The sequence below is a fragment of the Sphaerospermopsis sp. LEGE 08334 genome (assembly GCF_015207205.1).
Taxonomy (GTDB): domain Bacteria; phylum Cyanobacteriota; class Cyanobacteriia; order Cyanobacteriales; family Nostocaceae; genus Sphaerospermopsis.
The window spans coordinates 58,518-81,606 of sequence record NZ_JADEXH010000011.1 but is presented as its reverse complement, the minus strand read 5'-3'; the positions used below and the strand labels follow the sequence as shown (position 1 = coordinate 81,606).

The following is a 23,089-nucleotide window of genomic DNA, read 5'->3' as shown; positions in this document are numbered from 1 at the left end:
TGTTTTATCCATAAAATTTAATTGTATTTTGAGTTAATTATATATCAAAATATAGTACGTTTTAACGTACTTTTGCTATTAGCCCGGAAATTGATTTCCGGGCGGGTATGTCAACAAACGAATAACTGTTTTTAACTATAAAACTGCTGGTAAACCTACATCTTGCTGATCAACCAACTTCCCATCAAAACCAATAGAATGATCTTCCATCGTTCTAGCATCAGCTAAAGCTTTACGCAGTTGTGCAACCTCCATCTGATCTTTCATTCCCCCCAAAATATAAACTAACAACTTCACCGCTAACTCCTTTCCTGCAACCTGAACCCGCTTTTTATTTGGATCATATAAAACCCCATACCATACAGAATGGGGAAACTCCATTTCACTAAAACCACCTTGACGATCAAACTTTCTTAACTTCTTAAAAATAGAATCTAAACTAAGACCTTTTTTAAAAACCAAAATTCCCAAAGCTTGCGCTAAAGCAACTTGAGAAACGGGACGAAATAAAATATTAGCCTCACCACCACCTTTTTCAAAACTAAACCGCCGCAAAACAGGTGTATCTTCATGATCTAAAATTTTATAACTGGGAAGACTAGCTAAATAATCAAATAATTCTGTAAAATCTGCAATTCCTTCTTGTAATTCTTCATCATCTGGACGTTGAGGAATTAACCCTTTTTCTAAAGGTTTCCAATGGGGGAATTTTTGCCCTAAATATGTAGTAGACATATCTTGTAAAGCTTGCAGCGTAGTCAATACAGTAGAATTTTTTGCTACTGTAGCACTATTCCAATTGATACGCGGTTTGCGGTTTTCTTTCTCGGCTAAAAGTGGATGTGTAACCGCAATTTTTCGGGCTACAATCGCAAAACCATCATCTTCATTTAACTGGGTTAATTGACCTTTTGTTAAAGGTGCAGCCATTAAATTTACATGAACAAAAATAGACCTAACTCGCTGTTTTGCTTCTGTATAAGTTTCTCCAGCATTCACCGCACAAATAAACTCAATTCCGATTTTTTCTTGTGGTAAATTTTGCAAATCATTAGCATCAATTTGAGAATCATCTATCAATTCTGAGAGAGTAATATAACTATCATTATGAGTTTTATCTTTTTTATATCTTCTCAATTTACCAGTTTTCAGTAATTCTAATAAACCCTGAACTCCCATTAATCTATGCTGACCATCTAAAGCATAAATACTAACATTTTCTTCTGCTACATTCAAAAAACCAACAGTACCATTTTTATCTAAAGGAATAAAATCAGTAGTAGCTTTTTTAGCACATCCTTCACTATCCCATTCATCCGCTTTTGCATTATCAACCCAAGGTTGATTAATTACAACCAACACCGGGGGGAACTTATGGTTTTTTCGTGATGCTAAATATTGTACTAATGGTGCTTGACGTGACCAGTCTAAAGGTCGTTGTTGAACTTCATCAATACTATCAGCATCAATTTCAATATTTTCGGTTTCGGGATTATACTTATTTTGCAATATTGGTAATGTAGAAGCAAATTTAACTCGATTGGCGAACCATTCTAATGTCACAGAACCTACATAAGCTGCAACATTACCCATTTTAGTTTGTTGTACTAGAATTTGGTCTTTTTTACCAAGCAACTGATCTAGTAATACAGATAACACCTGATGATTTTCAGTTACGCTTTCTGGATACTGTTGAGAAATATTACGGTTGTTTTCTGGTATGCTGTTCATGAAGTCAATTTTTAAAAACAAAAGTTAAGGTTACTAGCTTATTTTGTCAAAATAGTAGATACTATAATTGTAGTTTTTAAAAACTAAATTTAAAAACAAATGTAACTAATCTTAGTATAAATAATTGCTTTGTTCGCATCTACTTCAACATATAAAATCAAGTTGCATCTATATATTTACGGGTAAAAAGTCATGACTATCGCACAAACACCAGACAGTAAAACTCCGCAAAATCGTACTGTAGCGGAATTAGTGGAATATATCCAAATTCTCACCACAGAAATTCAGGAATTATATTGTTTGGATGCGATACCTTGGGTTGTGGGTTATTCCGGGGGAAAAGACAGTACAGCAACTTTACAACTGATATGGAATGCTATTTCTGGACTTCCACCAGAAAAAAGAACTAAAACTATTCATGTTATTACCACAGATACGGGTGTAGAAAATCCTTATGTTTCTGCTTGGGTACGTAATTCATTAATACAAATGGAAATTTCTGCCCAAGAACAAAAAATGCCAATGACACCACATTTATTACAACCAGAAACCAAACAAACATACTGGGCAGGTTTAATTGGTAAAGGATATCCCGCACCTCGTCATACATTTCGCTGGTGTACTGGAAGATTAAAAATTGATCCTTCTAACCGTTTTATTCGTGATGTTGTTAGAGCTAGTGGTGAAACAATTGTTGTATTAGGAACTCGCAAAACTGAAAGTACAAATCGTGCTTTAATTATGACAAAGAGAGAAGAAGGAAGAGTCAGAGATAGGCTTTGTCTTCATCCTAGTCTCATTAATTCTTTGTTATATACACCTATAGAAGATTGGCGTAATGATGAAGTTTGGCTATATTTAATGCAGTGGGAAAATCCTTGGGGATATAGCAATAAAGATTTATTTAATATGTATAGAGAATCAACAGCAGATAATGAATGTCCTTTAGTTATTGATACTTCTACCCCTAGCTGTGGAAATTCGCGTTTTGGTTGCTGGGTTTGTACATTAGTTAGCAGTGACAAATCTTTAAACGCGATGATTCAAAACGATCATGAAAAAGAATGGATGCAACCAATAGTTGATTTTCGTAGAGAATTAGATATTGAAAACGATAGAGAAAAAAGAGATTTTCGCCGGATATGGGGAGAAGTGCAATTATTTGAACGTAATAATAAAGATGGTGAAACATCAGTTGAACCCATACCCGGACCATATACAAAATACTGGCGAGAATATTGGTTAAGAAAACTATTAACCGCCCAAACTGAAATGAGAAAAAACGCCCCCGAAAATATGCGGGATATCACCTTAATATCTATGGAAGAACTCAGCGAAATTCGCCGCATCTGGTTAGAAGAAAAACACGAATTTGATGATTGTTTACCCCGAATCTATCAAGAAGTGACAGGAGAAAAATTTACAGATCCTCGTCCTGGTGCTGATTATAGTCTATTGGGTAGCGACGAATGGGAAGTATTAGAAGAAATATGTGATGGTGACGCGATGCAATTAGAACTCATGGCGAAATTGTTAGATACAGAAAGACAATTTAAGAAAAAAACGCGTCGTGTAGGAATTTTTGATAGTTTAGAAAAATGCTTTGAAACTAGTTCCCGTTCTCAAGAAGAAGCAATTAAAAATGCCCATTTAAAGCGTGATTTAAGAGAAGCTGCACTTAAAGGAGATGTGGCAACAATTAGAGAAACATTTAAACAATTAAACATTGGTGAAACAGCAGCAGAAAAAGAAGATAAAGAACAACCTAGTAAACCAGCAAATTTTGCAAGTATGAAATTTAAGAAAGATAAATAACGAAAATAATGCAATCAATTTAAATCCAAAATCCAAAATCTAAAATCTAAAATTCAATGACTCGTTTTATCCATGATCAATTTGCTAAACAATATCTCACAGAACTATTTACACCCTATGGTAAAGTAGAGACAAGTAAAGATATTACCTCAGAAGTCAGACAAATTGACATATTATTTACACCATCATCACCATCCCCAGAAAATATAGAAACCTTGGGAATATTAGGGAGAATGGGAACTTATGCAAACTCAGTAGTAATTGAACCATTCCGTAATGCAGTAAGTGAAAGTGAAATTCGTAGTTGTATGGGTAAATTATTTGATATCCATGCAGAAATCGAAAGACAAGGAGAAAGGAATAATACAAAAACAAACAACCAGGAATTACCTTTTTTATGGATATTAACACCCACCGCATCAGAAGAACTCTTATCAGGTTGTAATGCAACTCTCGATCTAGAAAACTGGGGTCCAGGGGTTTATTTTACAGGAAAAGTATTCAAAACTGGAATCATTGTCATTCATCAATTACCCAGTACACCAGAAACCTTGTTTTTAAGACTATTAGGTAGGGGAAAAGTCCAAAGACAAGCAGTGGAAGAGTTAGAAGCACTAGCTAATAACAATCCATTCTTAGAAAATGTTATAAAATTAGTAAATGACCTAATTGCTATTTTATCAGCCCGTCAACAAAAAGAGAAAGATATTGATCAAGATGATCAGGAGTTGATTATGAAATTATCAGAAATGTATGAACAACTATTAGAAGAATTGAAAGAACAAAAACGACAAGAAGGTATTGAAGAAGGTTTAAAACAAGGTCGAGAACAAGGTTTAAAACAAGGTCGAGAACAAGGTTTAGAACAAGGTTTAGAACAAGGTCGAGAACAAGGTTTAGAACAAGGTTTAGAACAAGGTGAAAAAAGAGAAAGACGTGCAATGGTAGAAAGTATTTTACAAGTACGTTTTGGAGAAATTGACTCTGAATTGGAGAAAATTGTGGATAATGTAATTAATATTTCCAGAGAAGAATTTACTCCTGTACTGTTACAGTTGTCTCGTGAGGATTTATTAGCTAGGTTTAGAAACTAGCATTGGTGTCAACTTGACGTAAAACCGATAACCCGACTGGGAATTAATTCCCAGTCTAATAGCAAAAATCATCTAAAGATGACTAAAAACATCCACCAATAATCTAAAATCCTCAGTTTTCCAAATCATCAAATTAATCAAAAAAGTAAACATAAAAATGATCTTCCTAGAACTCGTTCTGCAAAATTTTGGTCCTTACGCTGGTAGACAAATCATCAACCTTGACCCTAGAATTGATCAAGAAAATATTCGCCCCATCATCCTTTTAGGTGGTATGAATGGAGGAGGAAAAACCACATTAATGGATGCTATTCGCCTCGCATTGTATGGATCACGCGCTCAATGTTCCACTAGAGGAAATTTGAGTTATAATGATTTTTTAACTCAATGCGTTAATAGTCAAGCTGACCCCATTAATAAAACTCGAATTGAATTAGTTTTTGAACATATTGAAGACGATAAACCTGTTAAATATCGGATAGTCAGAACTTGGGAAAAAAATCCTAAAGATGGTAAAGATTCATTAGGAATTTTAGGTGATGATGAAACTTGGCCGCAATCTTTAGCTAATATTTGGGATGAATATATAGAAAATATTTTACCTTTAGGTATTTCTAATTTATTTTTATTTGATGGGGAACAAGTTAAAGAACTAGCAGAACAAGAAACACCACCTTCTGTAGTTGTGGATGCTATTAATGGACTTTTAGGTTTAGAATTAGCGGATAAATTAGCAGTCGATTTAGAAATATTAGTGAATCGTAAAAAAAAGGAAACTGCTGATAAACAAGATTTAGCTAAATTGGAAGAATTAGAAAATCGTTTAGCAGAACAATTACAAAAAGAAAATAATAAACAAAAAGAATTAGAAAATTTAGAAACAGAATTAAAAGATTTAAAAATACAATATGATGAAGCATTAAATAAATATATCGTTGAAGGTGGAAAACTCGCTGCGGAACGTAGTCAACTAGACACCCAAAAAGAAACGCAAATTAAAAATACCGAAAATGTCCGTCAAGAGTTATGTGAATTAGCGGCAGATGTGCTACCATTGGCATTAATTCCTAATTTATTATCCCAAATTCAAACCCAAGGGGAAAAAGAGTTAAAATTTCAACAAATGCAATTAGCTAAAGATGTGTTAATTGCTAGAGATCAACGTTTACTAAATTTGCTAAATCAGCTAAATTTAGAATTAGAGAAAATTAACAGTATTCAAAATTTCTTAGTTGAAGATATTGATAAATTATATGCTGTTAATTCATCTACAGAAACCACTTGGTTAAATGCTGATGAAGAAAGTTTAACTTTGTTAGATAATGTGGTTTATCGTTTACAAATTGCCCAAAATACAGCTAATGCTAAAATATTAGAACTGCAAAATTACGAAGAACAAATATTAACTATAGACAGACAAATTCAAACAGCAGCAGCACCAGAAGCTTATGCAGAATTACAACAAGCTAGGGAAAAAGCCGAAACAGAATGGAATAAAGCAAATAGTAATGTAGAATTTTTAAAACGTCATTTATTAGAATTACAAGCAACAATTGAAAAAACCAAAAAAGAACTAACTAACTACACTAGCGATAGCTTGAAATATCAAAGTACAGAACATTTAATTAATGCAGCAACTAAAGTACAAGCTACCTTAAAGATATTTAGAGAAAAATTAACATTAAGGAAATTAAATAAATTAGAAGAAGAAGTAAAAAACTGTTTTTTGTATTTATTACATAAATCAGATTTAGTTCATAGAATTGCTATTGATGCCCAAACATTTAGTATATCATTATATGATTTAAAAGGAAAACCAGTACCTAAAAATCGCCTATCAGCAGGAGAAAAACAACTATTAGCGATCGCCTTTTTATGGGGTTTAGCAAAAGTATCAGGAAAACGTTTACCCGTTGCTATTGACACCCCACTAGGAAGACTTGACTCATCCCACAGAAACAACCTAGTAGAAAGATACTTTCCCGCAGCAAGTCATCAAGTAATCTTACTTTCCACCGACACCGAAATAGCCAAAAAAGAAGTCGAACTACTAAGAGAAAACGAAGCGATCGCCCGTGAATACCTCTTACAATATAACTCCGGCAAAAGAGAAACCACAATAAAAGACGGTTATTTTTGGTAAATAGTTTGGTAAAATCATCAATATCATCCTCGAAAAATCATCATGATCTCACTACCAGCCTTAGAGAAAATACCTAAAAACTTACGCATAGAAGGTGCTATCACCATAGAAATACAAGAAGGAACACCAATATTTCGTGCCTCCAACAGCGTACAAAATCATATTGAAAATTTACTAACAAAGCAACAAAATACAGAACTCACACCAGAAGAAGAACAAGAACTAGATAGTTACGAAGAAATAGATGATTATTTAAGTCTTTTAAATCGTTTAGTGCGTAACATTGCTCAAAACAAAAATACTATACATATGTAACAAATATCTAAAAATAGTGAATAAAAAAATTAGTGATGCAATTCAGCAAAAAGTACGTCAAAGAGCATTAGAACTATGTGAATATTGCCACGCATCAGAAAAATGGCAGTATGTATTATTCACAGTAGATCACGTAATTCCCTTGAGTAAAAATGGTCAAGATACAATAGATAACTTAGCCTTAGCCTGTTTTCATTGTAACCGCAAAAAATCCAAGAATACAACAGCAATAGACCCAGAAACTGGTAACGAAGTTGAATTATTCAATCCTAGAAAAAACAAATGGAGTGAACATTTTATTTGGTCGAAAGATGGACTAAAAATAATTAATAGGGATAACACCCACAGGAAAAGCAACAATAGCAAAACTAGACCTAAACAGAGACAGAATCATCAATATTCGTGCTGCCGATAAAACAATTAACCGCCATCCACCCCCAGAAGATCCCATTTCTTCATAAAAATTTAGCCAGCCAAATTTTACCCTCTTTCTTCCTTCTTACCTTCGTGTCCTTTGCGCCCTTCGTGGTTTATTAATAAAAAAAATATGGAATCCCCAATAGAACGTATTAGACTATCCCAAACAGCCAAAGATCAACTACTAAAACTCAAACGTAACACCAAAATAGAACAATGGAACATCCTATGTAGATGGGCGTTTTGTCGTTCCCTAGCAGAAACAGCCACCCCATCACCCGTACCCATACCCCAAGATAGCAACGTAGAACTAACCTGGAAAGTATTTGGGGGAGAAATGGCCGATATATTGCTATTAGCATTAAAACAACGTTGTCACAACGACGGTTTAGACACCGACAAAGAAACCCTCATCACCCAATTTCGTTTACACCTACATCGGGGTATAGGATACTTAGCAGGAGATCCAAATATTAAGAGAATTGAAGATTTAATAGAAATGGCAACAAAGAAAGTAAAATCCTCCTGAGTTACCCCAAGACAGAAGTTAATTAATTTTAACTTCTAAAGTATTATCTTTTCCCTTTATTCTGTCACCTGTCACCTGTCACCTAAAAAATAATGAAAGAAATTCAAGCACTAAAACAGGCAATTCAAAGCCGAAAAATGGCAGGTTTGCTATTATTAGGCTTTGCTTCTGGTTTACCATTATTCCTAACAACTCGCACCTTGCAACTATGGATGAAAGATGCCGAAGTTGACGTTGCTAAAATCACATTATTTGGATTAGTTAGTTTACCATACTCCTTAAAATTTATCTGGTCGCCTCTAATTGATAGATTTTCTCCCCCATTTTTAGGAGGAAGAAGAGGTTGGTTATTTTTAACGCAAATTGGGTTAGTCATAGCTATCTTAGCAATGGCATTACAACAACCAACCCAGAATACCCAAATATTAATGACATTAGCAATTACATCATTTATAATTGCTTTTTTAAGTGCCACTCAAGATATTGCTGGTGACGCTTATCGCACAGAAATTTTAAACCCCTTAGAATTTGAAACCGGCGCATCATTGTGGGTTTTAGGTTATCGTATAGCCCTATTTATAGCCTTTTCCCTAGCCGCATGGTTAGCCGGATTTCTGTCATGGAACATAGTTTATTTACTCATGGCAGGATTTATGGGCATAGGTTTAATTACCACATTTTTTGTAGCATCAGAACCGCAAATAGAAAATAGTGAACTATCTAGAAATAACACCTCTTTAAAAATCAAAGATATTATATTTCTCTTAGTAATTATTACTATTATTACGAGCTTGGTCGGTGGTGTAATATCAGAAACTATCCCATTAAAAGTATTCTATTGGATATTAGGCGGACTACTTATAACTTGGATTAGTGCATCAATTATATTGCCTAAACCTCAACTAAATGAACAACAAGAAAATATCACACCCCATACATTACAAGAAGCAGTAATTTTACCATTACAAATCTTCTTAGAAAAATTCGGCATCACCAAAGCACTGATAATTCTGATATTTATCATTCTCTATAAACTTGGTGACTCCTTAGTGGGAATTACAGCCAACTTATTCGCCAAAGAAATTAAATTTGATAACCAAGAACTAGCAACAGTTTATATTATTGGTTTAGTGGCCACTACCGTAGGAGTCATCTTAGGTGGGATAATAATGTCCAGAATCGGCATCAATCGCGCCCTTTGGATATTCGGTGTACTGCAATTACTCAGCAACTTGGGTTATTATGCACTAGCTATCACCGGCAAAGACTACTCTATGTTAGCGATCGCCATCATGATAGAAAACACCACCGCCGGATTAGTTACAGTGGCCACCGTAGCCTATTTAATGAGTCTATGTAGCCACAACTTCACCACCACACAATTTGCTCTCTTTTCTAGCCTCATGGCACTAAGTCGAGACGTACTTTCAGCACCCGCAGGAGATTGGGCAAAAGCCACCGGCTGGCCTTCATTCTTCCTCCTATCAATGGTAGCTGCCCTCCCTGGATTGCTACTACTCCCCCTAGTTGCCCCCTGGAACTCACAAGCAGTACCATTAAGCAGACCAGGACTTGAAGAAGAAGAGGATTTATGGGAAACCAAGTAGTAATTCTTGTCGGTACATTTGTCCTCGTTATTACAGGTTTATTACTGGGCTACGTACTCTCACAATTAGTTTTAGGATATCTGGCCTTTAGCCTCCTCACCCTCCTGGGAACAATCAGCCTAGTCTTAATTTTTGGTACACTGTACTACGTTTTATTCTGGCAACTAAAAAGAGAACAGTTACAGCCCTCCACTCCCAGCCTACCTAATCAAGTAGACGAAGAAATCACAGGTAACTACCTCAAAAACCGACTCATTGCCAGATTATCCGGTGACGTAGCCGCAGCCGAAAGATTAATTGAGCAAGCCAAACAAAATTATCCCGGAATGCCAGAAAATTGGTATTGTGAACGAGTTCTGGATGATTTGGATCGGGATGAACGTTAACCTTTTGCTTTTCCTGCCTCTAAATTCGCTAAAATAAATTAAGAAAAATTTACATTAACTGGTTTTGCCACCAGTTACCCAATTATTTACAACCCCGAATATGGCTTTTTTTCGTCAATACATCGCCCCCCTACTCGTAGTTCTAGTATTTTTGATTGCCCTAGTCGCAGTCAGCGCCCGGATTTTTCTACCCTCCGACATGGCCGCACCCGCACCCATTGGAGTGATAGTTAGTAATTTGTAAAGAAGGGAACAGGTGACAGGTGACAGGTGACAGTGAAGAAAACTTGAGATTTTAGATTTTAGATTAGATTGGAGATGCTCAAAACAATCCAAAATCCAAAATCCAAAATCCAAAATCCAAAATTGAATCGCCCCATGCCCAATTTTGACTTTCCCGTGGACGGCTATTCTATTCGCCGGGGTTCTACCGTAGATAAAGCACTCTTGGTTAAGTTTATCCAGCGCACTTACCAAGAACTCTTTTCTAATCAAGATTTTTCTCATCTCGCCCGTACAGTGGAACAATATTTCTCTACTGATACACCTTTATGGTGGGTATATGAAACTCAGGGAACAGGGAATAGTGAAGAAATTACCCAGTCACCAGTCACCAGTCCCCAGTCACCAATCCCCACAGCCTGTCTTTGGGCTGGTAACGCCATAGATCAAGTTACAGGCGATCGCCATGCTCACATATTCTTGCTTTATGTTGTCCCTTCCCATCGTCGTCGGGGGATAGCTAAGGCATTAATGCAGCATATAGAAAACTGGGCAAAACAAAGGGGCGATCGCCAAATCGGACTCCAAGTATTTACCTCCAACACCCCCGCCCTCAACCTTTATCAAAATCTTGGTTATCAAACCCAATCCCTCTGGATGATAAAATTCATTAGGTGACTGGTGATTGGTAATTGGTGACTGGTGACTGGGAAGAAATATTTACCTCCTGCCTTCTGCCTCCTGCCTCCTATATAATTACTTTTTAAAAAAATATTATGTACGACGAAGACGATATAAACCTACTTGATAACGAAGCTGATTTAGAAAGCCCCCTAGACAAAATAGAACCCATTACCCCTGAATCGGAAATAGTCAAACCTGATCCAGAGGCAATGTTGGCACTCTTGGAAGATCCTCAATCCCAGCAACGAATGTTAGCCGCCCGTGCATTTTGTGATATTCAGGATGAACGAGCCATACCCCATTTAATTCGCTCCTTAACCGATTCTTGTCCTTTAGTTAGAGTTAGTGCCTCTTATGCTTTGGGACGTAACCCCAGCCCTGATGCTGTTGAACCCTTAATTAATCAACTTAACCGCGACTTTAACGGTTACGTGCGAAAAGGTGTGGTTTGGGCTTTAGGTAACTGCCGCGATCGCCGTTCCTTAAACCCCCTCATAGATGCCCTCAGAACCGACATTTCCGCGGTCCGTCTCTGGTCTGCCAGCGCCCTCGCCCAAATGGCAACCCTTGGTTATGAAGTAGTTATTGGCGCAATACCCCCCTTAATTGAAGCCCTTGTTCAAGACCCCATACCCGCAGTCCGTAGTAATTCCGCTTGGGCAATCGGTCAACTGTGTAAAGAATTACCTTCTAATGTGGTCTACGCCACAGCTATAGACGCATTAATTCAAGCCTTTGCTGAAGATAAAGATTTGGGTGTCAGAGAAGATGCTAAAGCCTCACTTCTAGGAGTCGGTGATCCCCGTGGTTTGCAATTAATCGAAACCCTAGAACAAGAAGGATGGTTTTAGGTAATTGATAATTGACAATTGACAATTGACAATTGACAATTGACAATTTTAGATTGGAGTTCAGAAAAACAATCCAAAATCTAAAATCCAAAATCCAAAATCGGCAACTCCCAATCAATCTCAGGTTTACCCCAACCCCTTAAAGCTGAATTAATAGCTGAAAAAGGTTTACTACCAAAAAAGCCATTATGTGCGGAAAGGGGTGAAGGATGAGTAGATTTAATTACTAAATGTCGACTGGTATCAATTAATTTCAGCTTTTTTTGTGCATAGCCACCCCACAACACAAACACCACTGGATCGGATTTTTCATTAACTTTTTCAATCACCGCATCAGTGAAAATTTCCCACCCTTGATTTTTATGAGAATTTGGTGTGTGCGCCCTCACTGTTAACACTGCATTTAACATCAAAATACCTTGTTTAGCCCAATTCACCAAATAACCATGATTGGGAATATCACAACCCACATCTGCTTTTAATTCTTTGAAAATATTTACCAGTGATGGTGGTGGTTTAATTCCTGGTTTCACAGAAAAGCATAACCCATGTGCTTGGTTTTCATCGTGGTAGGGATCTTGTCCCAATAACAAAACATTTACCTCTGCATAAGACGTTAATTCAAAAGCTGAAAAAACATCTTCTTCCCTGGGATAAATATTATAAGATTGTCTTTCTGCAATTAAAAACTCTTGCAGTTTATTAAAATAAGGTTTCTCTAATTCCTCTGCTAAAATTGATTGCCAAGAATTAGGCAATTTAACATTTTTATCTATCAATTCTCCGCACCTCATAATTTGTAATTCTTAATTGTTTCTTTTTTATCTGATTGTATTGGCTGGGAGAGTCGTAAGTAATTTAAAGAAGATATCCGCAGGATTAACATAAATAACCTAACGAGCAGTTAACCCTGAGTTGGCATTGATTACTTTCCTCTCACCATATCGCAATAACCTTTCTATAGTTAACAACTTATTTTCCCATACTTTAACTAGATAGGGATTTTCCTTTGCTGTTGCACCCATCCAAATTTTAAATTGAGTTTGAAAACGAACGAGTTCTCCTCTAGCACTGATCAAATTACTAGCAGAAGGAAAAGCTGCCAGTTGATTGAGAGCATTTTGTAAACTTTTGGAATGTTGCTGAAAATTAGCCATTGTCGTGACTGACTTAGACAATTTTTCATCGTTTTTTCCTACAAACTGCCATTCTTGTTGTAAAGCAGCAAAGCGAAAAGCCGCAGTCCGAAATGGTTGACGCTGAGGAATAGGTTCAGTATATGAAAGTTTCATCTTACCTTGAGTATTACTCAATAATTGATCTAACTCATTGTTAAAATTCTCCGCTGCAAACAAAGCATAACCACTAACAGGTAAATCCCTCAAGAGTTGGATTTGATCAAACGCTCCCACCGTTGGCAAAGAAAGCAAACGAATACCCGGAACTAATAAAGTAGAACCTAATTTCTGAGAACTAATCCAAGGTTGGGCTAGTCGTTGAAAACGAGGAGTATCTAAAGCATAAGTCATCGGTACAATTAAATCTATATCGCCTCTTCTCGCCCAAACTTCCCAATGTTGTTGAATTTTTTGAACTCGTTCATATTCTGCCAAAGGAAACACAGCGACTGACAAAATTAAACTCGAACGTTTTTGTCGCAACATCTGAGAAACTTCAGTTACAAAACTATTAACTTGTTCAGTACGGAATGCTGTCCACTTTTGCCACAGATCCCGCTGTCGAGGACTAATATTTACAGGATCTACACCAGTTTGTTGTTTAAATTTCTCCCTGGCGGCTTTACCATAACCATAAGTTCTCCCAGAAAAAGGATCTTGAAATGGATAGCGAATATAATCTAATTGTATGCCATCTACTTGATATTTAGTCACAATTTCTGCGTACAACTTTAATAAATATTCTCTCACTTCAGGATTAGCTGGATCTAAAAAAGGCTTTGTTTGACCTATGGGAATCATTTGACCACGTTGATCATAATTTGCCCAATCAGGATTAGTTGCTAAAACAGGACCTGGATAACCAGAACTAACACCAATAATTTGATTATGACGACTATTTCCAGCGGCAAAAGTCCACACCCAAGCGTGTAATTCCATTCCTCTGGCATGGGCTAATTTGACGGCTGATGCCAGTGGGTCCCAATTTTTAATTAGGGGATTTTGTTGTGGTGCAACTTCACTCGGATAAATAGTATAACTAGCGTTGACGGTTTCAAAAAATACGGTGTTAATTCCTGCTTTTGCCAAGCGATCAAAAATCTTTTTTAGTCCTTCTTCATTCCCTGCATTAACAATAGTTCCTCTATCTAACCAAACTGCGCGAACTTCTGGTTGAGCTAAATATTGATTAATCGGAAACTGCTGCCATAAATTTCTCTTAGCATTTAACCACTGCTGACGTGCTACGGCATAGTTTTTTTGGGAAATTAACACGGGGATATTTTTGGCAATTTCCCTTGCTTGGGCTAAGGTTTCTTCTAAACTAGAGTTTGTTGTTTCTCTCGATGCTTTTGTATTTTCTCCCTTCAAAGCTGGGGAATTTCTTGTATTACCACTCCGAGCTAAAACAGCTAAATTGGCGCTTTCTACTCTACCAATTAAATTTTCTAACTCTTGTCGGAGTGCGATCGCATCTTTACTACCAATTGGCTGATTAGAATTAGGTATTATATCCCAGCGCACCGCTTCTTGCAATTGATCAATCTCTTCTCGAAAATTTTGGGGTGTAACCCTGAGAATAGGTTTGCTTTGGGGTTTGCTCTGCTGTACTGTTAACGATCTTGGTTGCTTTGTTGGTTTCTTTTGATTGGGTTTTTGAGTAGGTTTTTGAGCAGGTTTTTTATTAGCATTTACCGAACTTGGTTGCTTTATTGGTTTCTTTTGAGTGGGTTTTTGATTGGGTTTTATGCTAACTCTGCTAACATTTATTTGTCTTGGTTTATTTTCAGTTTGGCTGATATTTGTGCTACTGGTTTCCAGGGTTTTTCTAGTGGTTGTATTGACTGAAGATTGCGGACAATTTGCAGCAGGATTGACACCTTTTTGAGTAGATAATTTTAAATAACTATTGACTAAAGTTTTTAACCAAGCAGTATCTAACTGTGCGTGAGAATCTTGATCTTTTCCCCATCGCCAACCTAAAAAAGTCGAATTTTCAGTTGTTAATACTGCTGCTGGCTGATTTTGATAATTCCAAACCGCAGCAATTTGAGTTTGTGAATTTTCAGGAATCATCACCGCACCCCACACTTGACTAAAGAGTTCTTTTTGGTTTTTCCATTCCTGAATATTGTCTTTTGCTGGTTGCAATTCTTGAGCATCATTGAGGTTAAATCCCCAATAACCACCTAGCATATTTCTTAATGCTTGGCGCACTCCTGGAGTTGATAAATTACCCACGGGACCACTAGCAATTAAACGCCCTCCTTGGTTCATCCATTTCTTTAAAACCATCGCTTGTACTGGCGTTAATTTCTCTACATTTGGCAAAAACAAAACCTGTTGTTTACCTACATCTTCTAGATTGTTAATATTAGCTAGAGGAATTACACAATATTTTATACCTACAGCCTGTAAGCGTTTATTAATCCCTGTCCATTCTTCGACATTTTCCTCGCTTTGGATTATGTTGAATACCCCTGTTTGTGTGGAAGCATTTACAGGTAAAATACCCCCAATGCTAAACATTAAAAAATTCAACTTTAAACAAAATAATCCCATGATGGGAAATGGGAATTTAAGATTTTTATGGCTTTTATTCATTGCTAATAATTGGTGATGTAATACTGACAACTAACCACTAATAACTGATAACTGATAACTGTCTACTGACAACAAGTATTAATTAAATCCTCAACTCCCGCAACTGGGAATATGCTGATATTCAACTGATGCGATACTTCTTCTACTGTCATATCATCTAAAAATATTAACTCACCATGTTTGAGCATGACACTGGGTAATAAAATACCATCTCCTAAATCTTGTCCTTTTAAGTGGTACAGTAAATCATGTCCGGTTAATAATCCGGTAACACTGATATTTTGCCCCCAATAATCACTATATAAAGCACGCATTTTTACATCCAAACCTTCTACATTATTTAACTGTTTAACCAGTGGTTTAAATGCCGTTTCTACTGCGTTACCTACCACCCAAGTTAATTTTTTTTCAGGAAAGATTTTTGCTGGTAATAATTCGTTAGCTGCATGGGTAAATTGTTTAATAAATAAGCGAATAGAACCCACACCATTATCTAGTTGTGGATATTCTTCATATTCCGCTTCACTTGGTAATTCTTCACCAGCAATTAAAAACCATTCATCCGCTAACCAAGCTACATTAGAACCATATTTTTGTTTAAATTCTTGGCACAGTAATTTCACTTGAGATATCACTTCTTTGGCTTTTTCTCTTGTTACAGGTACTAGTTCATCTTCTTGAGGACGAAATCGGGTTAAACCAACGGGAACAACTGCTACTGATGCTACTGCTGGTATTTCTCCTGTATGAAATGATGTCAAATCTCTTAATGTTTTTTCTAGATGTTCACCATCATTGATTCCTGGACAAACTACTACTTGAGCATGAATTTGTAAACGTCTTTCTTGAAACCATTTGAGTTGTTGTAAAATCTGTCCTGCACGGGGATTTTTTAATAGTCTAGTTCTCACTTCTGGTTCTGTCGCATGAACAGAAACATATAAGGGAGATAATCGCATTTGTTCAATTCGTTGCCATTCTTTTTCTGGTAAATTCGTTAAGGTTAAATAAGAACCATACAAGAAACTCAACCGATAATCGTCATCTTTTAAATATAAGCTGGAACGTTTACCAGGTGGTTGTTGATCAATAAAGCAAAATGGACAACGGTTATTACATTGAATTAAATTATCAAATAATGCCGTTTCAAATTCTAATCCTAAATCATCATCATAATCTTTTTCAATTTCAATTTGATGAGTTTTACCGCGAGCATCTAATACTTCTAGTTCTAAAAATTCATCTGCACACAAAAATTGATAATCAATTAAATCACGGGGTTTTATCCCATTAATAGCCACAATCGCATCACCAGCTTCAAAGCCAATTTCAGCAGCGATGGATTGGGGTAGCACCTTGGTAATTTTTGCAGGTTGAATGGTAGACATAATATTAGGTGATTGGTAATTGGTAATTGGTAAAAATCTTTCTTCCCCTGCCTCCCCTGCCTCCCCTGCTTAATTTATCCTTGCCAACCGTTGGCGATCGCTAATAAAATAGCACAACCAAAGGCTAATCTATACCAAACAAACACAAATGTATTTTTTGTCTGTAAGTACCTAATCAAAAATGCAATTGATAAATAAGAAAAAATAAAGGTGGAAACAATCCCTATAACTAATAGTAAAACTATATTATCTGGTAATTGCCCTTCCTGAAACAACTTAAAAATTTTCAAACTTTTATATAAGGTAGCTATCGTCAAAGTAGGAAACCCTAACAAAAATGAAAACTTCGCTGCTGTATCACGTTCTAATCCTAAAAATAAGGATGTAGTTAAGGTTGAACCAGAACGAGAAACCCCAGGGATTAAAGCTAGAGTTTGTCCTAATCCTACCAAAATACCATCCCGAATTTGTAAGGAATCAAAACCACGCTTGCGAGTGCCAATTTTTTCTGCTAACCCCAATAAAATCGCCATGATGACTGACATTATAGCAATGATTAATGCACTTTCAGGTAAAATATCTTTTAACAGAAAACCAAAAATTAATGCCGGCATTGTTCCTACAGCAATACCCACCAATATTTTCCATTCTTCTCGTTGCCAATCTTGATCTTGAAATGCGGCAATTGCACCTGTAACAATACTAGAAATTTGTGACCAAAAATATAATAATATCGCTATCACACTACCAAATTGAATCGCATCCACAAAATCTTTAGCACCTAGTTCTTTCCAAGCAAATACTTTGGTGACTATTAACAAATGTGCTGTACTACTAATCGGTAAAAACTCTGTAATACCTTGCACAATACCTAAAATAAAAGCTTGCAACCATTCCGGGGTAACTTGTTTTGTATTTTCTGCTACGGCCAGCAAATGGGATGATAGTTGGGATGATAGTAAATATATACTACTTGCTTCTAAAATTGTTGTCATTAACCAGACTCCCAAAATGGATGCGTAATTTTAACAAATTATCCAACCTGATCCGCTATTGTCATCAGTTTTTCCGGGCAAGATTTTTTGGGGACTGGTGACAGGTGACAGGTTACTGGGAAGAAAATTTTAGATTTTAGATTTTAGATTTTAGATTGGAATTGACAAAAACAATCCAAAATCCAAAATTGTATCGCCAATTACCAATTACCAATTACCCATGCCCTGAAATTTATTGTATAATCAATATGCCCCTGGGGGGGATTTTAGAGTGTGATATTGTAGAAAAGTAAAGTTTAGTAACAAATATTAAAAACTTTGATTAATAATACGTTGTCATCCTACACTACTGCGAATTCTTCGATTGAGACTGATTTGTATACCGCTGACACCAAGCCCAGAGGTATCCAAGAATTAGAGTCTACTCTTTCCTTGTCGCCTTCTCTACCAACGGCGATCGCAATTAACCAAATTTGGTTAGTATTTGCAGCGGCGGTGTTTTTGGTATCTGTACCAGTATTTATAGAAGCGCCCTTAGTGCGATCGCTACCTAGTCTGAGTTTAGTCATCACAGGATTTTGGATTTGGCTGAGTTTAAAATTAATGTCCCGACAGCAAACCTATCTGTGGGGCGATTTACTCTTAGGATTTAGCCTCAGTTGGTTAACAGGAGCGATTTACTGGGGTTGGTTACGTTGGGAACCCCTGTGGCACTTACCCATAGAATCAATCGGCCTACCCTTTGCTATTTGGTGTTTGCGGAAAAACTGGGGTAAAGTCGGTAACTGGTTTTATCTTGGTTCTCTATTTGGAACTGTATTAACAGATATATATTTCTACTTGGTAGACTTAATGCCTTTTTGGCGGCAGATTATGAGAACAGATGCCACGGGAGCTTCACAAATCTTAAAAAATGCTCTAGCACAAGTACAAACACCTTGGGGAGAAGGCTGGGCAATTATGTTAGCCTTAGCATTGTTAACAGTGGGGCTAGTATCTTTGGGTAACAAGCAACGGCATTGGTACGCCTTTGGTGGAGCAGTTTTGAGTACAATTTTAGTAGACAGTCTGTTTTTACTAGCTGCGATTCTGGCCTGAAATTCTTAACCACCTAAGAGCAAAAATTAGTAACAAGTTGGTAATAAGTTTGTAACAAATTTTTACAAAGTCAAATCCCAGAAAAAACACTAATGTGGTAATAGCGAGTAATACCCAAATTTTCAACTTCAATTACAGCTAAGTTGGGTAGTTCACTAAGCTGTATATTAGTTTTTGATGACTGCTGTGTGTTAATTCAGCTATTAGCTATTAACCAGAGCATGAAGTCAGAGGCAATCGGTAATCCATCAGCCTGAACTTCAGCAGGGTGAAATAATTACCTCATAACTCTCACTTATGCCCCTAGTTAACAGCTTGTAGTTGAAAGCTTTTATTTCTGTTGGATGGAAAGAGGTAGAAAAATCGTGAAAGGATTAGTACGTTTATTAACAGTTTTTAGTTTGTTGCTAGGTGCTTGGGGATGGTTAGGAACTAATCAAACAGCCCAAGCTGCTGGTTTTCAAAGCTTTAGTTGGCCACAAGTTCCTGTGATGGCAATTGCTCGTCAAAACAAGGCAGATCAGAAGTTAGCAACAGAATTTGGTAAAAAAATAGATTTGAATAATACCAATATTGCTGCTTTTCAACAGTATCCAGGGCTTTATCCCACCTTGGCTAAAAAAATCATCAAGAATGCGCCTTACAAGAGTGTAGAGGATGTATTGAATCTGGCAGGATTGAGCGATCGACAAAAACAGACCCTACAAGCTAACTTAGGCAACTTTACCGTGACAGAATACGAGCCTGAGTTTAACGAAGGTGATGATCGTATTAACAACGGTATCTACAGATAAACCTGATTGGTGATTGGTGATTGGTGATTGGTGATTGGTGATTGGTAAAAAGTTCATTACCCATTACCCATTACCCATTACCTATTACCCATTACCCATTACCCATTACCCACCTTCCCTAACCTTGTCTCAAATAGATATACCTAACCAATTTGATGTATTAGTAGTCGGCGCTGGTGCTGCTGGACTATATACAGCACTTTGTCTACCAGAATCCTTAAAAGTAGGCTTAATTACTAAAGAAACTGTTACCTTATCCGCCAGTGATTGGGCGCAAGGTGGTATTGCTGCTGCCGTATCCCCAGAAGATTCACCAAAACTGCATATTCAAGACACCTTAAAAGCTGGTGCAGGTTTGTGTGATATCGAAGCCGTAGAATTTTTAGCCCAAAAAGCTCCTAGTTGTATTCAATCCTTAGTTAACTTGGGTGTAGCTTTTGATCGTCATGGAAACACCCTAGCTTTAACCTTAGAAGCTGCCCACTCCCGTCATCGGGTTCTCCACGCCGCCGACACCACAGGTAGGGAAGTAACAACTACCCTCACGGACCAAGTATTGCGTCGTCCAAATATCCAAGTGATTCAGCAAGCTTTGGCTTTGTCCTTGTGGATAGAACCAGAAACAGGTCACTGTCAAGGAATCAGCTTATTTTATCAAGGTCAAGTTACATGGATCAAAGCTGGTGCTGTAGTTTTAGCCACCGGAGGCGGTGGTCAAGTATTTGCCCAAACTACTAACCCTGCGGTGAGTACAGGTGATGGAGTGGCCATAGCATGGCGGGCGGGTGCTATTGTTCGTGATTTAGAATTTGTCCAATTTCATCCTACAGCCTTAACAAAACCAGGACGTTTTCTCATTAGTGAAGCGGTACGGGGTGAAGGAGCGCACCTAGTGGATAACGAAGGACGACGTTTTGCTTTTGACTATGATCCAGCAGGTGAACTTGCTCCGCGAGATGTGGTAAGTAGAGCTATTTTTAGTCATCTCCAACGTACCGCAGGTGATCTTGCTACTGCCCATGTTTGGTTAGATATGCGCCCTATTCCTGCTGATAAAATTCGGCAACGGTTTCCTAATATTATTAAAGTTTGTCAGCATTGGGGGATTGATGTTTTTCATCAACCGATTCCTGTAGCTCCTGCTGCTCATTACTGGATGGGTGGTATTGTCGCCGATTTACAAAATCGCACTAATATTCCCGGTTTATATGCTGTGGGAGAAACTGCTAGTACGGGAGTTCATGGTGCTAATCGTCTAGCTAGTAATTCTCTGTTGGAATGTATTGTATTTGGAGCGCAGATGGCTGATTTAAAGCTAGAAGTACCGCCAGCAGAGGTTACAGCCCAGGTTAAAGATTTGGACCCTAGTCCGTTGTTTTGTAATTTATCTGTCAGTGCGTGGGAAAATCAAAAAGCACAGTTAGAAAGTATTAGGGAAAAATTGCCGCGTTTAGTCTGGCAAAATGCTGGTATTTGTCGAGAACAATCAAGTTTAGAAAATGCGATCGCTACCATTGAATCTTGGGAGCAGGATTTTACGAGTTTGCCTTTAAGTCAATTCTTGGAAAGTTTACATCCTACAGCAACAGCCAGTTTTAACCTACCAAATATTGACCAACAATTGCGGCTTTGGGCAGAAACTCGTAATTTATTAGATGTAGCTTATTTAATTCTTAAAAGTGCCGCTTTTAGAACCGAAAGCCGGGGCGGACACTACCGCTTAGATTATCCCCAACCAGACTCTGATTGGCAAGTACACACGATGATCCAAAATCATCACTGGTGGAAATCTCAATCCATATTACCAGCTTATCCAAAATCTAATTAGGGTTTGCTGAATAAATCTGAAAACTTTACAGGTAAAGGGTTTTAGCTATTTTGACTTTCAAAAAGTGCAAGCTTTTCTGAGGTGGCAACTGAAAAACCTTGCACTTAATTCCTACTTAAAGAAAAAATCGTTCCTATCCAACTCTTGAAACTGTCACCTGTCACTGGTCCCTCACAGATAACTTTTTCAGCAAACCCTAACTAAGCTTAACGCTAGAGTTAGGGAAAAATTTCAGACGAATTATTGCGCTAGTTTACCGAAAATACTTAAAGTTTTGCGGTCCTGTATAACCAGTAATTTTGGCTAGTTCGTTTAAATTCTGCACACCACCATAGATTTGACCATTAATCACCCAAGAAGGGAAACCTTGAATTTTGGCAGCTTGACACAATGCTGGCTTACCTTTAGGACTGTCTGCTGCACACTCTACAGCTATATTATCGTTGATAATTTTATAAGCTTCTTTACCAAAGAGCAGCTTTTGTTCGTGGCAATGAGGACACCAATAAGCTACATATTCCTTAGCGCCAACTTTAACTAAATGTTCTGCTAAAGCAATTTCTGACTCTCCAGAAGTAGTGGTGATTTCCCAGCCAAATGCAGGGTTAGGGTTTTCCTTGGGAACAAAAGCGGAAATTCGCTGAGGACCATCCGCCGATCCTACAGTGCCATCGGCATTAATACCAGAATAAACTCCCAAGGTGGCAATTAGAGTCACCATACCGACAATAATAGCGGTAAAGAAGATTTGCCCAATATCTTCCCAGTCACGACCCAAGATGGTGAGGGTAAGCATACTCAAAGCAAACAAAGCCGAAGCGATGCAGTACCAACATAGAGCTTTGAGTTCAAATGCCAGGACATACATTAAATATGCACTAAATACAGTCATGGCGATCGCTCCCATCAAGAGCAACCACCAAGTCAAAAATTCTATTTGTTTAACATTTTTGATCTTGTCTTTTTCTCCTGATTTTAATGTTAAGGGAGCTAAAGCTAATACGAACATACCCACATATCCCAGCAAACCAAACAAAGCTAAAGGCTGTCCAAAAACTGTCCCCCAAGGGCTAGAAAGGACATCAGCACAACCTTTAACGTTTTCTGGAGTAGTACAAAGAGGGCTACCTCCGGTCAGCTTTTCATAGGTGAGATAACCTGTGTTCAGGATACCAAGTCCAGCGATCGCCCCAATGATAGGACGCGACCATTTATGAATCCAAGGAGTAGAACGACGACGAATCATAATTGGTGATTGGTGATTGGTAATTGGTGATTGGTAATTGGTGATTGGTAATTGGTGATTGGTGATTGGTGATTGGTGATTGGTAATTGGTGATTGGTAATTGGTGATTGGTGATTGGTAATTGGTAATTGGTGATTGGTAATTGGTGATTGGTGATTGGTGAT

General features: G+C 37.4%; 19 protein-coding genes and 1 pseudogene. 14 read left to right on the top strand and 6 right to left on the bottom strand.

The features are described from left to right. Positions 1-135 precede the first annotated feature (135 nt). Positions 136-1,731: a DGQHR domain-containing protein gene (locus tag IQ237_RS08390; RefSeq protein ID WP_194054063.1), complete on the bottom strand. Its 1,596-nt coding sequence runs from the start codon at positions 1,729-1,731 to the stop codon at positions 136-138. 192 nt (positions 1,732-1,923) lie between these two features. Between IQ237_RS08390 and dndC the strand changes: the two genes are divergently transcribed. From dndC to IQ237_RS08335, 11 genes and pseudogenes are all read left to right on the top strand, one after another. Beyond that, positions 1,924-3,546 (top strand): DNA phosphorothioation system sulfurtransferase DndC, encoded by a 1,623-nt coding sequence (gene dndC, locus IQ237_RS08385; protein WP_194054061.1) that lies wholly within the window; start codon positions 1,924-1,926, stop codon positions 3,544-3,546. Between the two features lie 56 nt (positions 3,547-3,602). Beyond that, a complete protein-coding gene (locus IQ237_RS08380) occupies positions 3,603-4,640 on the top strand; it encodes a hypothetical protein (protein ID WP_194054059.1) in 1,038 nt (345 codons plus the stop codon). Between the two features lie 157 nt (positions 4,641-4,797). Continuing rightward, positions 4,798-6,783, top strand: a complete 1,986-nt coding sequence (gene dndD / locus IQ237_RS08375) for a DNA sulfur modification protein DndD (RefSeq protein ID WP_194054057.1) — start codon at positions 4,798-4,800, stop codon at positions 6,781-6,783. Positions 6,784-6,825: 42 nt separating this feature from the next. Next, positions 6,826-7,098, top strand: a complete 273-nt coding sequence (locus IQ237_RS08370; protein WP_194054055.1) for a hypothetical protein — start codon at positions 6,826-6,828, stop codon at positions 7,096-7,098. Between the two features lie 13 nt (positions 7,099-7,111). After that, positions 7,112-7,559, top strand: a pseudogene (locus IQ237_RS08365) (HNH endonuclease). 86 nt (positions 7,560-7,645) lie between these two features. Next, positions 7,646-8,044: a DNA sulfur modification protein DndE gene (gene dndE, locus IQ237_RS08360; protein ID WP_194054053.1), complete on the top strand. Its 399-nt coding sequence runs from the start codon at positions 7,646-7,648 to the stop codon at positions 8,042-8,044. 92 nt (positions 8,045-8,136) lie between these two features. After that, on the top strand, positions 8,137-9,651 hold the full coding sequence (locus tag IQ237_RS08355) for an MFS transporter (protein WP_194054051.1): 1,515 nt from the start codon (positions 8,137-8,139) through the stop codon (positions 9,649-9,651). Next, entirely contained in the window at positions 9,636-10,037 is a 402-nt protein-coding gene (locus IQ237_RS08350; protein ID WP_194054049.1) for an ABC transporter permease, read from the top strand. Before IQ237_RS08355 ends, IQ237_RS08350 begins: the two co-directional genes overlap by 16 nt. Positions 10,038-10,137: 100 nt before the next feature. Beyond that, positions 10,138-10,281 carry a hypothetical protein gene (locus tag IQ237_RS08345; protein WP_187041732.1) on the top strand — a complete coding sequence of 48 codons (144 nt, stop codon included), beginning with the start codon at positions 10,138-10,140 and terminating at the stop codon, positions 10,279-10,281. 134 nt (positions 10,282-10,415) lie between these two features. Continuing rightward, entirely contained in the window at positions 10,416-10,937 is a 522-nt protein-coding gene (locus tag IQ237_RS08340; RefSeq protein WP_194054047.1) for an N-acetyltransferase, read from the top strand. Positions 10,938-11,035: 98 nt separating this feature from the next. Continuing rightward, positions 11,036-11,794, top strand: coding sequence for a HEAT repeat domain-containing protein (locus IQ237_RS08335; protein WP_194054045.1), 759 nt, complete (start codon positions 11,036-11,038; stop codon positions 11,792-11,794). An 80-nt stretch (positions 11,795-11,874) separates the two neighbouring features. Here IQ237_RS08335 and IQ237_RS08330 read toward each other — a convergent pair whose 3' ends face one another. The 4 genes from IQ237_RS08330 to IQ237_RS08315 all read right to left on the bottom strand — a co-directional run bounded on the left by IQ237_RS08330 (position 11,875) and on the right by IQ237_RS08315 (position 17,959). Continuing rightward, entirely contained in the window at positions 11,875-12,588 is a 714-nt protein-coding gene (locus IQ237_RS08330) for a uracil-DNA glycosylase (protein ID WP_194054043.1), read from the bottom strand. Positions 12,589-12,687: 99 nt separating this feature from the next. Continuing rightward, complete coding sequence (locus IQ237_RS08325; RefSeq protein ID WP_228019884.1) at positions 12,688-15,576, bottom strand: family 10 glycosylhydrolase; 2,889 nt, start codon at positions 15,574-15,576, stop codon at positions 12,688-12,690. Positions 15,577-15,638: 62 nt separating this feature from the next. Beyond that, the gene (locus IQ237_RS08320; RefSeq protein WP_194054041.1) at positions 15,639-16,964 is read right to left on the bottom strand and encodes a TIGR03279 family radical SAM protein; all 1,326 of its coding nucleotides are present in this window, start codon (positions 16,962-16,964) and stop codon (positions 15,639-15,641) included. A gap of 74 nt (positions 16,965-17,038) precedes the next feature. Next, complete coding sequence (locus IQ237_RS08315; RefSeq protein ID WP_194054039.1) at positions 17,039-17,959, bottom strand: undecaprenyl-diphosphate phosphatase; 921 nt, start codon at positions 17,957-17,959, stop codon at positions 17,039-17,041. Positions 17,960-18,277: 318 nt separating this feature from the next. Between IQ237_RS08315 and IQ237_RS08310 the strand changes: the two genes are divergently transcribed. From IQ237_RS08310 to nadB, 3 genes are all read left to right on the top strand, one after another. Then, positions 18,278-19,057 carry a DUF3120 domain-containing protein gene (locus tag IQ237_RS08310; RefSeq protein WP_194054037.1) on the top strand — a complete coding sequence of 260 codons (780 nt, stop codon included), beginning with the start codon at positions 18,278-18,280 and terminating at the stop codon, positions 19,055-19,057. 365 nt (positions 19,058-19,422) lie between these two features. After that, positions 19,423-19,851 carry a photosystem II complex extrinsic protein PsbU gene (gene psbU, locus IQ237_RS08305; RefSeq protein WP_194054035.1) on the top strand — a complete coding sequence of 143 codons (429 nt, stop codon included), beginning with the start codon at positions 19,423-19,425 and terminating at the stop codon, positions 19,849-19,851. Positions 19,852-19,975: 124 nt separating this feature from the next. After that, positions 19,976-21,679 carry an L-aspartate oxidase gene (nadB, locus tag IQ237_RS08300; RefSeq protein WP_194054150.1) on the top strand — a complete coding sequence of 568 codons (1,704 nt, stop codon included), beginning with the start codon at positions 19,976-19,978 and terminating at the stop codon, positions 21,677-21,679. A 253-nt stretch (positions 21,680-21,932) separates the two neighbouring features. Here the strand turns inward: nadB and IQ237_RS08295 are convergent, their stop codons facing one another. Next, entirely contained in the window at positions 21,933-22,925 is a 993-nt protein-coding gene (locus IQ237_RS08295) for a vitamin K epoxide reductase family protein (protein WP_194054149.1), read from the bottom strand. Positions 22,926-23,089 lie beyond the last annotated feature (164 nt).

Coding starts and splice junctions, on each gene's coding strand:
- IQ237_RS08390 (WP_194054063.1), bottom strand. CDS start 1,731: ATGAACAGCATACCAGAAAACAACCGTAATATTTCTCAACAGTATCCA.
- dndC (WP_194054061.1), top strand. CDS start 1,924: ATGACTATCGCACAAACACCAGACAGTAAAACTCCGCAAAATCGTACT.
- IQ237_RS08380 (WP_194054059.1), top strand. CDS start 3,603: ATGACTCGTTTTATCCATGATCAATTTGCTAAACAATATCTCACAGAA.
- dndD (WP_194054057.1), top strand. CDS start 4,798: ATGATCTTCCTAGAACTCGTTCTGCAAAATTTTGGTCCTTACGCTGGT.
- IQ237_RS08370 (WP_194054055.1), top strand. CDS start 6,826: ATGATCTCACTACCAGCCTTAGAGAAAATACCTAAAAACTTACGCATA.
- dndE (WP_194054053.1), top strand. CDS start 7,646: ATGGAATCCCCAATAGAACGTATTAGACTATCCCAAACAGCCAAAGAT.
- IQ237_RS08355 (WP_194054051.1), top strand. CDS start 8,137: ATGAAAGAAATTCAAGCACTAAAACAGGCAATTCAAAGCCGAAAAATG.
- IQ237_RS08350 (WP_194054049.1), top strand. CDS start 9,636: ATGGGAAACCAAGTAGTAATTCTTGTCGGTACATTTGTCCTCGTTATT.
- IQ237_RS08345 (WP_187041732.1), top strand. CDS start 10,138: ATGGCTTTTTTTCGTCAATACATCGCCCCCCTACTCGTAGTTCTAGTA.
- IQ237_RS08340 (WP_194054047.1), top strand. CDS start 10,416: ATGCCCAATTTTGACTTTCCCGTGGACGGCTATTCTATTCGCCGGGGT.
- IQ237_RS08335 (WP_194054045.1), top strand. CDS start 11,036: ATGTACGACGAAGACGATATAAACCTACTTGATAACGAAGCTGATTTA.
- IQ237_RS08330 (WP_194054043.1), bottom strand. CDS start 12,588: ATGAGGTGCGGAGAATTGATAGATAAAAATGTTAAATTGCCTAATTCT.
- IQ237_RS08325 (WP_228019884.1), bottom strand. CDS start 15,576: ATGAATAAAAGCCATAAAAATCTTAAATTCCCATTTCCCATCATGGGA.
- IQ237_RS08320 (WP_194054041.1), bottom strand. CDS start 16,964: ATGTCTACCATTCAACCTGCAAAAATTACCAAGGTGCTACCCCAATCC.
- IQ237_RS08315 (WP_194054039.1), bottom strand. CDS start 17,959: ATGACAACAATTTTAGAAGCAAGTAGTATATATTTACTATCATCCCAA.
- IQ237_RS08295 (WP_194054149.1), bottom strand. CDS start 22,925: ATGATTCGTCGTCGTTCTACTCCTTGGATTCATAAATGGTCGCGTCCT.